Annotated in this window: 15 protein-coding genes; 6 read left to right on the top strand and 9 right to left on the bottom strand. The window is 55.9% G+C overall.

Annotated elements, in window-relative coordinates; genetic code table 11:
- The first annotated feature begins 76 nt into the window (after positions 1-76).
- Positions 77-1558, top strand: coding sequence for a malate:quinone oxidoreductase (locus tag SynA1825c_RS11225; RefSeq protein WP_186469367.1), 1482 nt, complete (start codon positions 77-79; stop codon positions 1556-1558).
- Here the strand turns inward: SynA1825c_RS11225 and SynA1825c_RS11220 are convergent.
- Both SynA1825c_RS11220 and SynA1825c_RS11215 read right to left on the bottom strand, forming a co-directional pair.
- Positions 1547-2200: a TVP38/TMEM64 family protein gene (locus SynA1825c_RS11220; RefSeq protein WP_186469366.1), complete on the bottom strand. Its 654-nt coding sequence runs from the start codon at positions 2198-2200 to the stop codon at positions 1547-1549. The two genes, SynA1825c_RS11225 and SynA1825c_RS11220, sit on opposite strands and share 12 nt — an antisense overlap.
- 53 nt (positions 2201-2253) lie before the next feature.
- The gene (locus SynA1825c_RS11215; RefSeq protein WP_186469365.1) at positions 2254-2589 is read right to left on the bottom strand and encodes a multidrug efflux SMR transporter; all 336 of its coding nucleotides are present in this window, start codon (positions 2587-2589) and stop codon (positions 2254-2256) included.
- Positions 2590-2743: 154 nt separating this feature from the next.
- On the opposite strand from SynA1825c_RS11215, the gene lepA reads away from it, so the two are divergent.
- Positions 2744-4558: a translation elongation factor 4 gene (gene lepA / locus SynA1825c_RS11210; RefSeq protein ID WP_186469364.1), complete on the top strand. Its 1815-nt coding sequence runs from the start codon at positions 2744-2746 to the stop codon at positions 4556-4558.
- 19 nt (positions 4559-4577) lie between these two features.
- Here the strand turns inward: lepA and SynA1825c_RS11205 are convergent, their stop codons facing one another.
- The 6 genes from SynA1825c_RS11205 to SynA1825c_RS11180 form a co-directional block, all read right to left on the bottom strand.
- Positions 4578-6089, bottom strand: a complete 1512-nt coding sequence (locus SynA1825c_RS11205) for a VWA domain-containing protein (RefSeq protein ID WP_255478377.1) — start codon at positions 6087-6089, stop codon at positions 4578-4580.
- Between the two features lie 265 nt (positions 6090-6354).
- On the bottom strand, positions 6355-7047 hold the full coding sequence (locus SynA1825c_RS11200; protein WP_186469362.1) for a Tfp pilus assembly protein FimT/FimU: 693 nt from the start codon (positions 7045-7047) through the stop codon (positions 6355-6357).
- On the bottom strand, positions 7044-7559 hold the full coding sequence (locus SynA1825c_RS11195; protein ID WP_186469361.1) for a prepilin-type N-terminal cleavage/methylation domain-containing protein: 516 nt from the start codon (positions 7557-7559) through the stop codon (positions 7044-7046). Before SynA1825c_RS11195 ends, SynA1825c_RS11200 begins: the two co-directional genes overlap by 4 nt.
- Before the next feature lie 128 nt (positions 7560-7687).
- On the bottom strand, positions 7688-9655 hold the full coding sequence (locus SynA1825c_RS11190) for a hypothetical protein (protein WP_186469360.1): 1968 nt from the start codon (positions 9653-9655) through the stop codon (positions 7688-7690).
- Positions 9656-9659: 4 nt separating this feature from the next.
- On the bottom strand, positions 9660-10172 hold the full coding sequence (locus SynA1825c_RS11185) for a type IV pilin protein (protein ID WP_186469359.1): 513 nt from the start codon (positions 10170-10172) through the stop codon (positions 9660-9662).
- 167 nt (positions 10173-10339) lie between these two features.
- Positions 10340-10813, bottom strand: a complete 474-nt coding sequence (locus tag SynA1825c_RS11180; protein WP_255478376.1) for a prepilin-type N-terminal cleavage/methylation domain-containing protein — start codon at positions 10811-10813, stop codon at positions 10340-10342.
- Between the two features lie 134 nt (positions 10814-10947).
- On the opposite strand from SynA1825c_RS11180, the gene SynA1825c_RS11175 reads away from it, so the two are divergent.
- Positions 10948-12234: a HAMP domain-containing sensor histidine kinase gene (locus SynA1825c_RS11175; protein WP_255478375.1), complete on the top strand. Its 1287-nt coding sequence runs from the start codon at positions 10948-10950 to the stop codon at positions 12232-12234.
- Here SynA1825c_RS11175 and SynA1825c_RS11170 read toward each other — a convergent pair.
- Complete coding sequence (locus tag SynA1825c_RS11170; RefSeq protein WP_186469358.1) at positions 12209-12916, bottom strand: response regulator transcription factor; 708 nt, start codon at positions 12914-12916, stop codon at positions 12209-12211. The genes SynA1825c_RS11175 and SynA1825c_RS11170 overlap by 26 nt on opposite strands.
- 9 nt (positions 12917-12925) lie before the next feature.
- On the opposite strand from SynA1825c_RS11170, the gene SynA1825c_RS11165 reads away from it, so the two are divergent.
- Genes SynA1825c_RS11165 through SynA1825c_RS11155 form a run of 3 tightly spaced genes read left to right on the top strand, consistent with a single transcriptional unit; the run spans position 12926 to position 14444 of the window.
- Positions 12926-13498, top strand: coding sequence for a hypothetical protein (locus tag SynA1825c_RS11165; RefSeq protein WP_255478374.1), 573 nt, complete (start codon positions 12926-12928; stop codon positions 13496-13498).
- Positions 13495-13908, top strand: a complete 414-nt coding sequence (locus SynA1825c_RS11160; protein WP_186469357.1) for a type II secretion system protein — start codon at positions 13495-13497, stop codon at positions 13906-13908. The genes SynA1825c_RS11165 and SynA1825c_RS11160 overlap by 4 nt, the downstream gene beginning before the upstream one ends.
- Positions 13905-14444, top strand: a complete 540-nt coding sequence (locus SynA1825c_RS11155) for a GspH/FimT family protein (protein WP_186469356.1) — start codon at positions 13905-13907, stop codon at positions 14442-14444. The genes SynA1825c_RS11160 and SynA1825c_RS11155 overlap by 4 nt, the downstream gene beginning before the upstream one ends.

Here is a 14444-nt window from a genome sequence, read left to right as displayed (position 1 = left end):
TCGAATCTGAATTCAGCGTAGGCAGCCGTGCGTCCTGGCGGATTCATAGCCTTAGGACTCAGGACCCGCCGCTGCCATGGACCGTTACGACGCTGTGCTCGTGGGCGCGGGAATCATGAGTTCCACCCTGGCGTCGCTACTGCATGCACTCGACCCAGGGCTGCGCTTGCTGCTGGTGGAGCGCCTGGAGGGCCCTGCCTTGGAAAGCAGTGCAGCGGTGAACAACGCCGGCACCGGTCACGCGGCCAACTGTGAACTCAATTACACGCCGCAACAGCCCGACGGATCAGTGGCCACGGCTAAAGCGCTCTCCATCAATGCTGCTTTTGAGCGCAGCTTGGAGTTTTGGGCATCGCTTGCCGCAAAGGGGCTGCTGGACCCAGCCAGCTTTCTTCACCAGGTGCCGCATCTGAGCCTGGTGTGGGGGCACGACGATGTGGCTTTCCTGCAGCAGCGGCATCAACAGCTCAGTCAGCTCCCTGCCTTCTCTGCCATGCAGTGGAGTGTGGATGCCTCTGAAATCGCCGATTGGATGCCTCTGGTGATGGAGGGTCGCCGGCGCGATCAGCCTTTGGCGGCAACGCGGATTGAACGGGGAGTTGATCTGGATTTCGGCTCGCTCACCCAGGCGTTGTTGCAGCCCCTGCAGACTGCTGGTGCGCTGGAGGTGTGCTTCGGCACCAGCGTGCAGGGGCTGAATCGGCTGCGCACCCCAGCGATGACCTCCGGCGATTGGCAGGTGGAGCTCAAAGGTCCCTCCGGTCGCCGCTCCGTTCAAGCCCCCTTTGTGTTTCTCGGTGCAGGCGGTGGAGCCTTGCCGTTGCTGCAGAGCAGCGGCATCCCGGAGGCGGCTGACTACGCCGGTTTCCCGGTGAGTGGTCAGTGGTTGGTGTGTGGCAAATCGGCATTGGTGGAACGACATCACGCCAAGGTTTATGGCAAAGCGAAGGTGGGTGCGCCGCCGATGTCGGTGCCCCATCTCGACACCCGCTGGATCGATGGTCAGCGCTCGCTGCTGTTTGGGCCGTACGCAGGATTCAGCAGCAAATTCCTGAAGACCGGTTCGCTGCTCGATCTGCCGCTCTCGGTGCGTGCCACCAACCTGCTGCCGATGCTGCAGGTGGGGGTCAACAACCTGTCGCTGGTGAAGTATTTGATCAACCAACTGCGCCAGAGCGAGACAGACCGGATGGAGGCCTTGCGTGCCTTCCTGCCGGAAGCCCGCGATGCGGATTGGAGCCTGTCCGTGGCCGGCCAGCGGGTGCAGATCATCAAGCGCACGCAAGACGGCGGAAAGCTGCAGATGGGCACTGAAGTGGTGACGGCTGCCGATGGATCGTTGGCGGCCCTGTTGGGGGCATCACCGGGGGCCAGCACTTCGGTGCGAATCATGCTGGAGGTGCTGGAACGCTGTTTTGCCTCTCAATTGGCCAGCGATGGCTGGCAGCAGCGCCTCAACGCCCTGATCCCCAGTTATGGACAAGACCTCAACGCTGACGCTCAATTGCTGGTCAACACGCGTCAGCGCAGCGATGCCCTGCTGGGGCTAAACACCTGATTTCGCATTGTTGCGGGTGCGACGCTTGACCAGGCCCGCCACCAAGGCCAGGGCAAACACTCCCAGCACGCCTCCGATCAGCAGTTTCTGGCCGTCCTGGAAGATGCCGGCGCCCAGGGCAACGATCGGGGCCGTGCTCAACAGCACGCTGAACAGCAGTGGGAGGGCAAAGCCACGCCAGCGGGTTCCGCTGAGGCCAGCGGCGTAGCTCACGAAATCAAAGAACCCGGTCATCAGCATCCCCGTTAGCAGGAAGGGATTGCCCTCCAGCTGGTTGCGTCCGAAGTTTTCGATGGTCGTCATCGCTTTCTCGCCCACGAGGCGCCGCACCGGTCCCCGGCCGTACACCTGTGCGAGCAGGAATGCCGCCTGGCAGAAGATCAGGTCGCAAAGCACGATCGTGATGAAGCCCGACTGGAAGCCCAGCAACGCTCCGGCCAGCAGCGAGTAGGCCGTGCTCGGCAGGGCGGGCAACAGGATGCTGATGCCACGCAGCACCACGATCCCCAACGGAGCCCACACCCCCAGTTGCTCTACCTGGGCGCGGATGGGTTCCAACCCATGCACATGGATGAGGTGGAACAACACGGCGAGGCCAGCCACCACGACCGCGATCAGCAGCCAACGACGCCAACGCTGCATGGGGATGTCACCTCAAAACTGTTGCTGAGGCTCCCATGGAAGGGGGGTCTGGTTCAGCCGTTCTTCATCGAACCCGACAGATTGACGATCATCACCCCGGCGGTGATCAGCCCCATGCCGATCAATTGCGCTGGGCTGGGCATCTGGTTGTAGGCCAGCATCCCGATCAACACGATGGCCACGATGCCGATCCCACTCCAGAGGGCGTAGGTGAGGCCGATCGGCAGCACCTGCACCACCCGCGACATCAAGGTCATCGAGACGCCATAGGCCGCCAGCACAACAATGGTTGGCCCTGGTCGGCTGAACCCCTCCGAGAGCTTCAGGCAGGAGGTGCCCACCACTTCGGCACTGATCGCTAGCAACAGCAGCAGCCAGGGGGAGGGCATCACGAACGGGTCTTCCTCACATCATTGAAGAGGCTGGTGGTGGTCTGTTCAGGCCTTGATGAGCGGCTGCAGGCTTCGCCCGTGGGACCTGCGGGTTGCTCCCTAGGATCGTCTCAACGAATTGATTAGCCCGAGCCGGGATCCCGCCAATCGCATGACCGACGCTCCCGTCTCAAGGATCCGCAATTTCTGCATCATCGCCCACATCGACCACGGCAAGTCGACGCTGGCGGACCGGCTCCTGCAAGACACCGGCACGGTGGCCAATCGCGACATGCAGGACCAGTTCCTGGACAACATGGATCTGGAGCGGGAGCGCGGCATCACGATCAAGCTCCAGGCGGCGCGGATGAACTACACCGCCGCTGATGGGGAGACTTACACCCTCAACTTGATCGACACCCCCGGGCACGTCGACTTCTCCTATGAGGTGAGCCGTAGCCTCCAGGCCTGCGAGGGCGCTTTGCTGGTGGTGGATGCCAGCCAGGGCGTGGAGGCGCAGACCTTGGCCAATGTGTACCTGGCCCTGGAGAACGATCTGGAGATCATTCCGGTGCTCAACAAGATCGATCTACCCGGGGCGGAACCTGACCGCATCAAAGAGGAGATCGAGGCGATCATCGGTCTGGATTGCAGCAACGCCATTCCCTGTTCGGCCAAGACCGGCCTTGGTGTGCCTGAGATTTTGCAGGCCGTGGTCGACAAGGTGCCCCCACCGGCCGACACGGTGGAGGAGCCCACCAAGGCGCTGATCTTCGATTCCTATTACGACCCCTATCGGGGCGTAATTGTGTATTACCGCGTGATGAGCGGAAGCATCAACTGCAAAGACAAGGTGCTGTTGATGGCGAGCAAGAAAACCTATGAACTCGATGAGATCGGGATCATGGCGCCCGATCAGCGGAAGGTGGATGAGCTGCACGCCGGTGAGGTGGGTTACCTGGCGGCGTCGATCAAGGCGGTGGCGGATGCGCGTGTGGGCGACACGATCACGTTGGTGAATGCCCCGGCCGATGCGCCGCTGCCCGGTTACACCGAGGCCAAGCCGATGGTGTTCTGCGGCCTGTTCCCCACAGAGGCCGATCAGTACCCGGATCTGCGCGAAGCGCTCGACAAGCTGCAGCTCTCAGATGCGGCCTTGCAGTTCGAGCCTGAAACCAGCAGTGCCATGGGCTTCGGTTTCCGCTGCGGCTTCCTGGGCCTCCTGCACATGGAGATTGTGCAGGAGCGTCTCGAGCGCGAATACGACCTGGATCTGATCGTCACGGCACCGTCGGTGATCTACAAGGTGAACCTGGTTGACGGTTCGGAGGTGATGATCGACAACCCGGCCACGCTTCCGGATCCGCAGCAGCGTGAATCGATCGAAGAGCCCTATGTGCGCATGGAGATCTATGCGCCGAACGACTACAACGGCGCGCTGATGGGGCTCTGCCAGGAGCGGCGCGGTGAGTACGTCGACATGAAATACATCACCACCGATCGGGTGACGCTGATTTACGAACTACCGCTGGCGGAAGTGGTGACCGACTTCTTCGATCAGATGAAGACGCGCACCCAGGGCTATGCCTCGATGGAATACCACCTGATTGGCTACCGCAAGAACGAACTGGTGCGCTTGGATGTGTTGATCAACGGCGAGCGGGCGGATCCTCTCACCACGATCGTGCACCGCGACAAGGCCTACAACGTGGGTAAGGGTCTGGTGGAAAAGCTCAAGGAGCTGATTCCCCGCCAGCAGTTCAAGATTCCCTTGCAGGCTTCCATCGGCAGCCGCATCATTGCTTCCACCAGCATCAGTGCCATGCGCAAAGACGTGTTGGCGAAGTGCTACGGCGGTGACATCTCCCGGAAGAAGAAACTGCTGAAGAAACAGGCCAAGGGCAAGAAGCGCATGAAGGCCATGGGCAAGGTGGATGTGCCGCAGGAGGCCTTCATGGCGGTGCTGAAGTTGAATCAGAGTCCTTGACAGTGATGAACAGTCGCGCTCAAAGGTTGTCCTCGTTGACCTCGTTGTAGAGACCACTTGTTTTTGCTGAAAGCATTTCCATCCACTCTGATCTCAATCCGAGCGATGTGGTGTTGACTTCAAGAGGTCTGCTCTCACCATTATGAGTGCGATTTTGGTTGAGATCAGCGTAATAATCAGCTGTTCTTTCGTAATCGCTTCTGCGCCAACTGCCACCTCGACGATCTTTGTTGGGTTTCCCGTCTGAGAGGAAATACAACGTATCAGTCTCTTCATCATCAAAGGCTGCTTGCATGGCGTCCCAAGGGTCGGTGCCACCCCATCGGGTTGGCGAGTCATCATCGAGTGTGTTCACAAAGGTGATCACGGATTGACGTGCTGTTTGTCCATCCTTGACCTGATTGAGACTCGTCAACCCATTGCCAAATGCAGTCCAGCGTTTGTGATTGGCATAGCCACTGGAACTGAATGCGCGAACACCCACTTTGGTGTCATCGGGGAGAAGCTCCAGAATGGCTGTCAATTCTGCGATCAGTGCTTCCATTCTTGTGAGTGCGCAGATTCTGCTGGTTGTGAAATAGCCTTGGCCTGGGTCGTAGAAGGTGCGGCGTCGATCGTATCCCTCAGCCCACATCACGCAGGCTGACATGGACCCTGATCCATCCACCACGAACCGAACATTCTTGCTGGTGATGGGTGGAAAGAACGAGCCTGCTTGGATGGCAGTATCTGATCCATCAGTCCCATCATCTTGATTGGGGTTGATGCTCCAAAGACCATAATTTCCAGAATTAGATTCACCATCAGCTGTTTGGAACCATTGCTTGTCTGCACGGGCAAATGCAGTGAAGTAGAGTGGAGATTCGCTGGCATTCTCATCGTTATACCGAGGCGTTCGCACCGAGCTGTCGACAATCTTGATCAATTTATAGTGCTCGTCAGATTGAATGTGGAAATGAGGTTCCTTGTTGCTTCTGTTGCCTGAATGAAGTGTGCCTGTAAATGCTACTTGCATATTGTTTAGTGTGTCTTGTAGCGTCTTTGCTTCACAATCGCTGGAGCTGTCTTCATCACATGATGTTGGTTTGATGTGTGTGACGACACTCGCAAGGAATGTTTCGCTTGCATCGGAGTAGCTTCCGTCAATGCCAATGGGCACACCGCAGCGTTGTAGGTTGTAGGAACGTCCACTGCTATCGAGGCTGATTCCGTAGAGGATCGGCTTCGAGTTATTCATCATCACACCAAAGAATGGCGTGAACTTGATATCTCCTTCTGTACTGCCATTTACAGTAATCACTTCCCCTGCTTGGGCCTTACATTCTTGAATGGTGCTTTGATAGTCCGCATGATTCAGGTCAAGCACTGTTCCTGCTTTTGTTCCCTCTGGAAGTAAGAGATGGTCGCTTCGTTCGATTTCTGCTCGCATCAGGCGTAACCCATTGACTTTGTTCTGCCTAAGCGTTGTCAGATTTGTCGACTGATCCAGCATTGAGCCGGTGCTGCGTAGCGCAACACCTGAAGCACTCACGATCAGCGTTCCCGCCGCAAGTGAGATCATTAATTCATTTAGACCAAAGCCTTGTGACTGCCGCTTTGGTTGACGCCTCCATGGTCTGCGTCGCTGGGTTGGTATGAACGAGCGAAATGATTTCATGGCCTTGCTGATGGCAGTGCTCCGATTTGTAGGGATCGGGATCTTTTCCTTTTATCAGTGTCTCCAGGCTGGTCTCTGTTGTTGTGAGGGTTTTAAAAGCTTTGTCTGAGAATTTCGTGATTGTGCTTTTACGAAAGGGTTATTGTCCGTAAAGGATGCATTGAGAGCTTGTTGGCGACCAGTTCCCTCGCTTGATGGTTCCAGTTGGTAAAATCATCAGGCACCGCTCAATTAATTGCGGTCTTTCGCGTTCGAGGTCTTTGGAATGTTGAAGTCGGACCAATAAAATACTTCCGCTAGCGGTGGTTCCGGGTGGGGTTAATTCGTGATATCGAACAGGTCCAAATGTTTTTGCTTTTTCGTCGTAGATATCCAATCGTATTCGGATGTTTTCACTGCCATTTCGTTCTGTAACTAAGAATCGAAAGGGCCCCCCCACGGATTTTGGAATGAGTGGTCCGTCGAGGCAGGGATTGGTTGTGTTTGATAGTGACAAGATCTCAGTATTGCAGCAGTTCAAGCGATCACTGTTGGTGATGGCACCACTTGATGTTGTGAATTCAAGTGTTTTGTCGGGTGGGAGATAGTTGTTGAACGTTTCTGCAGGCATATTGATTTCACAGGATGATTTTGTTCGGCCAATTTTTGCGCGCAGGCTATAAAAACCTGCCTCTACTTGGTTCTGATAATGATCAATTTCTGATTGTTGAAGTCTCTTGGTGAATTGTGGCATCGCCCAGGTTGTGGTGAGCCCAACAATGAGCATTGCCACAATCATTTCCGTCAATGTAAAGCCATTGGACTGTTTAATAATCTTTCTGGTGTATTTCATGGGACGTTGGTGCTCTGAAGTGTAATGCACTGTGCTGCAAAGTTTGGACTGATTTCGAAGACTCTGTGCTCGGGTCCTAGGGCTAAGGAAGAGATGTTTGTGTCGTTTTTAAAAGTATATTTTGTATAAAGGGTGTAGGCACTGATTTGTATGTCATGGATAAATTCTCTTGTGATGTTGAATCCTGGAACTGGACTGACAGGCGCGGGTGCTTGTTCTGTGAGATGCTGAGCGAGATATTCCAACGGGTTGGCGCAGGCCGCATCGGGATCGCTGAGTGATGCATAGGAGAGTTGTGTGTCATATCGCTGCAGCTCTTGTGCGTCATTGTTGATTACCATTTCGAGATTGGCGCGTATTTCTTGCGACCGACTGTTGGCGAGTGCGACCATGTTGAACCGCGCAAAGGCTGCCATAGCTGCTGCCATGATCACACCAGCTACCAAGACTTCCACCAACGTGAAGCCGTGGGACTTGTGGCGTTTGTGAGCGTATGAGCGGCTTAAGGCCATATTCACCTATCGCTGAGAGATCATTGGAATGATTGAGGTGCTTCATTTAACTGTATGCGATTTATCGATCATGTGAATTGGTATTGTCTGAGTAATCCCTGTTAATGGTCTAAATGAATGAATCGTGATCACCAGCGAATGAAGGTGTCCAACTTGCTCCCGCGAATTCCTCGATAAACTTCTCGGCCGTAACCCGAAAATCCTTTGTTTTGCAGCCATCCCCATGTTTCATTCGCTTGGTTGACGAATGACGTTCCATTATTATCAGTTGTGAGGTTGAGATTGTTAGCACAGACTGTATTGGCCCACAACAAGCCATTGAAGCTTGATTCATTCTCGCTTCTGCTATCAATTGCGTAAATTGCTCCTTGTGAGAGTTTGATTAATGCTGCAGGCAAACTCTTTCCCTCAAACGCCACGACAGTGTTGTAATTGGAATAGGGATAGGCAGAATTTGGGGCAAGCGTGCTTGGACAGGTTGTGCTTGTTTGCCGAGAAGTGTCTGCTGTGATGACGAATTGATCGGGTTGCTCTTCTGCGCACTGTGAAGAACTTGCTGTGTAGGCGCAGAGCTCGCTGGTTCCAGTGACTTTGATTTGATAGGTGGCCAGGCTCGACCAGCATCGACTTTGATCCTGGTCGCAGGCTTCAGGTGGCTCTAGATGCAGGATGATTGGTCTACTTTTGGCCTCAAAGCGCACTCTCTTGGTGCTGAGATTGAGTCGTTCGATATAAACGTGGCATTCCTTCTCCTGGCTACTATTGGTGCACAAGTCATTCTCTGTGAGGAGAAGAGTGTCGCCTGAAGTGTTGATCCCAGTCGGTTTGGAGTATGGTGAGCCAACTGATTGTACAGAGGTGTCAAAGTTGGTTTGGCTTGGTTGTAGGCCGCTTTGATTTTGATTGTTGATGTATTGGTTGAGTTGTTGTTCTGGCCTGTATTGATAATTCTTGAATTCTTGTGGCATCACATGCGGCCGTGTACAAACCACATCTCCGCATGGGAGAGCTGATGCGTTGATGGAGCCCATCATTGGATTATCCTCGTCGTCTTCATTTACAATGCTGAAATTCTGGCTGATGTCTGGTGAATCATCGAATGCCCAGATTCTGATATTGTTGGTCTCAGTTGGAATTGTATCGACTGATTGTAGATTTGAAAACTCTTCTCTGTTGATTCGAAAGAGTGTATTTCCGCTGGGCAGCTCGTTGTTCTTTTTCGGCCATACTTGATCGATGGTGAGAGCGCCGGATGCGGCATTGATAGTCTCTAGCCTTCTGTCGCAGCCTCCATTGTTTTGAAAAGTACTCAGGTTGTTCTCGTCAAGATTGAGTGTGACCAGTCCTGGACCGTTGATTTCAGTGTTTCCCAGTGACATATGTTTCGCAGCAATCACTGACCAGTCTTGGTCGCCAGCCACTGCTGAACGAACATAGATTGTTCTGAGCAAGAGAGACTTGGCAACATCCTGAGATGTATTGTCAGATCCAGAACGCTTGACAATTCCTTCAATCTGTAATTCACCTGCTGCGCCGTTCACATTCGTGTTGTTCGATAGCTCCACTTTGTAAGAGCGCAAGCGGTAATAGGTTTGGATGTTGCCCAAGTCTTGTTCTCGTAGGCTTGTGATTTGTTGTGGTTGTTGGATGGAAACTTCCGGTGATGCCGTCTGTTGAGTGTCTGGGTCAATGGTGATTCTCTGTGGTTGTGCTTCAGCATCTAGCGTTTCGGTGCAGACTCCTGAAATCGGGAATGCATCGCTGCCCGGGTTCATCCAACCCCATTGATCATCGTCTGGATTTGAAGGATCGGCACCATTGTGATGTTGGAGTGCATACAGGTATCCGAGGTATTCGTTGCCGTTGGGATTGTTGAGTTCACCCATGATCCGGTTCAACCCAGTCATGGCAGCATTTTCGGCGAGCTGTTGGTAGCTCTCCGATGCTCCCAGTTTTCTGGCCATGATTTGACGCAGCACCAATGCGCTTGTTCCAGCAATCAGCAAAGTGCCCATCATCAATGAGAGCAGCAGGGCGACGCCCCGCTCTTGTTTTGGCGCTGATTGGACTCTTCCATTTTTGATTAAATGGTTCATGGTTTTAGGTACTTGCATTGCATGTCAACAAGCTTTGATCTGCAGTTGTTTCGTTTCCTCGGATCATATCTGCTGCACCATTTTCTGTGTTGATGCAGCCAATCACATTGAACAAGTTCTCGTCTTTGTGGGATTCCTGCTGTGAGATGGCTTCAAACACAAAGTTGCTTCCGGTTGTCGCTTTGATCTTGTATTTGCCGCTGGGTATGGTGATTTCTTCTGAAAGTGCACCTCCGGCTTTTGCATCTCTTGTGCTTGCTTCAATTGGACCGCTTTCGGTCAGGATTGTCGAGATCCGGCTCAGGTCTCCCCAGTGAGTCGGCGGGATCATGAATTCATCGATGTAGGCCATCGTGCTGATTTGGAGCTGGATTAGCATTGCTTCTGCTTCGCCTTGCCTGGTTTTAGTGACTTGGTTGCTAAATATTGGCAAACTAATTGATGTTAAGATTCCTAGGATGCTGACCGCAGTGAGTAGTTCTGTGAGTGTAAATCCTCCCGTAGTTTTCTTTGGCATGACGTTCTTTCACTACTGATCTTTATTCATTCTTGCTTGTCTTTGACCCGTTTGTCTGAGTGTTAGGTGTGACTATCTCTAGAAATTTCTTAGGCGAGTCTGTTGATGATGTCATCTTGACAAAAAAGCGGCCCCGAAGGGCCGCTTTTGTTGATTTAAGCTTTTGATTACACGCAGGTTGGGGCGGTAGGAGCTGCTTCTGTTGATGTGATGACTTGTCTTTCTCCGGTGGCTGGGTTAACGCAGGCTTCGGCGAAATATTCGCCGTCGAGATCTCCTTTTCCTAGTGCTGAAATGCTGAACACTCCATTGGCGGCTACTGTTGGTGTGCTGATGTTGCAATAGTCAGAACTTGCTACAAATGCGGTGACGACTGCGTCAGCACTTGTCTTCGCTTCAGCTTTGTCTCCCACAGCATCCGCACCATAGGTTGATAGAACAGATCCAATCTGGGATGTGCATTCTGTGGCTTTGGCTTTATTCGCTTGATTTAGGAAATTCGGTAGTGCAACTCCAGACAGAATGCCAACAATCACAATCACGATCATCAGCTCCACGAGGGTGAAGCCTTTTTCGAGCAGATTGCGTCCTTTTTTGCGGTTGAGCATGGCCAGCTTGAGCCGGCTGTTGAGAGTGGTCATGGCTGGTCTGTGGATTGGATGAATGGTTTTGGCACCTGTGGTGCTCACAGATTCACCATCTCCCTTTCTCATGGTCCGTACAGGAATGAACGGCTAAAGCTTCCTAAGAAGGTTCTTAGGGTTCTTCTCAGCCGTTGACTCACCAGCCGCTGCGGTCATTAAGAGGGTGGCTTCAGTCCACGGCCGTGCTCACGGTGATTGCTGGCTACACCCTGTTGCTGGGCCTCAACGGTGCGCTCTCGGATCTGCAACGCCGTCTGCAGCATCGCGATTTGATTCAGGCCCTCGTTGAACAGGTTTCTGCTGGCCAACCGGTCCCCGAGGCGTGGAAAGGGATTGGTCTGGAGGTGTCGCTGCTTGCCCAGGGAGTAGACAAGCCGCCCCGCATTCAGCCTGCTTCCTCTGGAGAGCAATGGCTGGTGAGCCGGCGGGCGGTGCAGTTGCCCAGTGGTGAACAGCGCTGGCTGGAGCTGCGTCAGAACGTATCTGGGTCTCTTGAACAGGAGCGCAGAACTCAACTGCTGCTCGTGGCGGCAGCGGGCGTATCGATTCTGTTCACGTCGTTGTTGTTGCGCCCCGTGCTGCGTCGTGGCCTGGTGGTTCCCCTCGATCAGTTGGATCAGCAGCTGCAGCGCCTGGAGGCCGACAACCTCGGTGAACACCTGCTGGATCCTGCAGCTCAGCCTGAGGAATTGCGCTCGATGGCCATTGCGTTCAACAACCTGCAGCAACGGTTGGCCGCTGCCTGGAAGCGGGAGCGTGCATTTGTGGATGGTGTCGCCCATGAGCTGCGCACCCCGATCACGGTGATTTCGGGCCATGCCCAGCGCCTGCAGCGTCAGTCCTTGCCGGAGTCTGCCCAGCGCTCTGCCGACCGGGTCAGCGCGGAAGCCCTGCGCATGACTCGCTTGCTGCGGGTGTTGCGGGATCTGGCCTTGATTGATGCCGGGCGTGTTCAGTTGCATGTCTGTGCTCTGGATCCAGAAGCGCAGCTGCTCCAGATTTACGAAACGTTGTCGACATCGTCGGCTGGACGTCTCCAACTGCCCCAACCTGCGGCGGCACCATTGCCTGCGTTGTGGGCGGATGCCGATCGTCTGCAGCAATGCCTGCAGGAGTTGGTGGGTAATGCACAGGCCTACGCCTCCGGAGCGATTCAGCTGCAGGCGCAACACGACGGCGATCAGCTCGTGATGCATGTGCTCGACCAAGGGCCCGGTATTCCTGAAACCGAGCGGGCGTTGGTGCTGCAGCGGTTCAGGCGCGGCAGCACTGCAGCGGGAACCCGTGGCACGGGCATTGGCCTGGCTCTGGTGGAGGCATGGATGAGGGCCATGGATGGTGCTTTGGTGATCGCCGAGGCACCCGGCGGCGGCGCTGATCTGCAGCTGCGCTTCAGGTTGGCTCCACCCGAGCCATGAAGCCGACGCCGCGAATGGTATGCAGCAGCGTTGGCTGGCCAGAACTTTCCACCTTCCGGCGCAGATAGCCCATGTAGACATCCAAGGTGTTGGGATCGCCCACGAACGGTGCTCCCCACACGTTGTCCAGGATGGTCTGCCGGGGTTGCACCTGATCGTGGTGTTGCACGAGATAGGCCAGCAGATCGAATTCCCGCTGCGACAGCTTCAGCTGCTTCTCACCTCGGCGCACCTCCCGTGAGAGCAGATCGATGCGCAGGTCCCCCAGGCTGAGGCTCTTTAGTGCTGGTTCGCTGGTGCTGTAGTTGCTGCGCCGCAGCTGGGCACGCACGCGGGCCTGCAATTCCTTCAGCTCGAACGGTTTGGTGAGGTAGTCGTCGACCCCCAGGTCCAAAGCCTGCACCCGCTCATCCACATCGTCGTGGGCCGTGAGCATCAGCACGGGGATGGTGTCGCCGCTGCTGCGCAGGCGTCGGCAGATCTCGATGCCATCGAAATCGGGCAGGGTCCAGTCCAGCACCACCAGATCGAAGCGCTCCTGACGGAGCAGCAACAGCGCATCACCGCCGCAGTTGGCGACTTGGCAGTCCCAACCGCTCTCGCTGAGCTCGTCGCGCAGCAGCTGCAGCAATTCGGGATCGTCATCGACGATCAGCAGCCGGCTCGCGGCAGCATCAGCCATGGCGTGCGCGTGGGTGTTTTCACCTTATGGGCGGTTGGCGGGGAATGCTTCCGCCAGTCGTGTTTTCGGGTTGTGTCGTTGGTGATTCCTCGATTAAGAGAGCGGTTGGCGTTGCAACGACGCAGTGGCTTCGTGATGCCACTGGCAATGACGGCATCTGCGGTGTTGCTGCTCGGGAGTGCCTCGATTCACACGCTCTCCCTGCAAGGCCATTGGCGCCATCAGGCCAGCCTGCGCAGGCTGCAGGCGCTCGATCAGCTCCAGTCCGCGGCCCAGGCCTTTGTCGCAGGCGCCCGTGGTTGGCAGGCCTGCCTGCTGTTGCAATCCTCCGACCAATGGCATCAGCCCAGCGGTGATTGCATGCATGCCGACCCCGATCGTTTGCGTCACGGACGGGTGAACGATCAGCGCTGGCAGTTGGTGGCCTGGCGTGCGGACCATGACCGCGGTCAGCTGGATCTGCGCCTGGTCGATGGTCGCGCTGCCCGGTTTCAACTGCAGTTGGACCCAGCCGGCCCTGCAGTGATGGCTGTGTCGCAACCCCAGCTGCTGGGCCGTGGGCAAGCCAGGGGGGCGTCATGAGCTTGGTGGAAGTGATGGTGTCGTCCGTGCTGGTTGGCATCAGCAGCACAGCTGCACTCGGTGTATGGAACCAAGCGGCGGCGTTGGTGCACGACACCGCATCGATGGAGCGCAAGGCGGCTGATCTGGAGATGCTGCGTCTCGCCAGTCACCGCTGGCTCGCCCAACACGCGGCAAACAACGTGCAGCTCATGACGGCAGTGGCGCCCTGCCACTGGGATGCGCTCGCCGTTGCTGCCGCAGCCGATGCCGCGTTGCCCTTGCCCGAGGGGATCACACGCCAATGGACGCAGGATTCCCAGCTGCGCGGCCTCTGGCAGGAGCTCGCGCTGGTGGATGACGACGGTTCCGTGCTGATCCGGCGCCGTCAGCTGCTCAGCCCTGCTGCTTTTGGACTGTGCCGGTCATGACCCGTTCTCAGACCGGATTCACGTTGATTGAGCTGCTCTGCGTGGTGGCTTTGCTGGGAGTGACGGCGTCGCTTCCCTTGGTCACCAGCGGAAGCGACCGTGATCGGTTGCAGCTCGATGCCGCCGCCCGTCGTCTGTTGCTTGGTTTGGAGCGGGCCCGCTCAGTGGCGCGACGGGAGCAGATGGCCTGCGGCATTGCATTGAAGCGTGATGCTTGGAGTGCCCCAGAGCAGGAGGCGCTTCCGGGTGGATTGCCGTCCTGTCCTGGAGTGTCTGTGGCGTTGCAGGAGGCCCTCCACCAGGGACCGATCCTGTTGCACACCAACTTGCCGGCCGTTGTGCGCGTGACGGCCAACGGGCTGCTGCTGGATGGCGGCACCACGGTGTTGAGCCACGGGCGCCTGGATCACACCCGTTGTTTGGTGGTGAGTCTTCCCCTGGGGGTGAGCAGGCTCGGCCACTACCAAGGAGGCCCGCCAGTGCAAGGGCAACGTCTCAGCAGTCGGCGTTGCCTGCCCGATCCGCAGGAGGCTTGA

Origin of the sequence: Synechococcus sp. A18-25c (genome assembly GCF_014280035.1) — a bacterium.
In the GTDB taxonomy this organism is placed as follows: domain Bacteria; phylum Cyanobacteriota; class Cyanobacteriia; order PCC-6307; family Cyanobiaceae; genus Synechococcus_C.
Note: the sequence above shows the minus strand (reverse complement) of the source record. Positions and strands in the feature narration are given on the sequence as shown.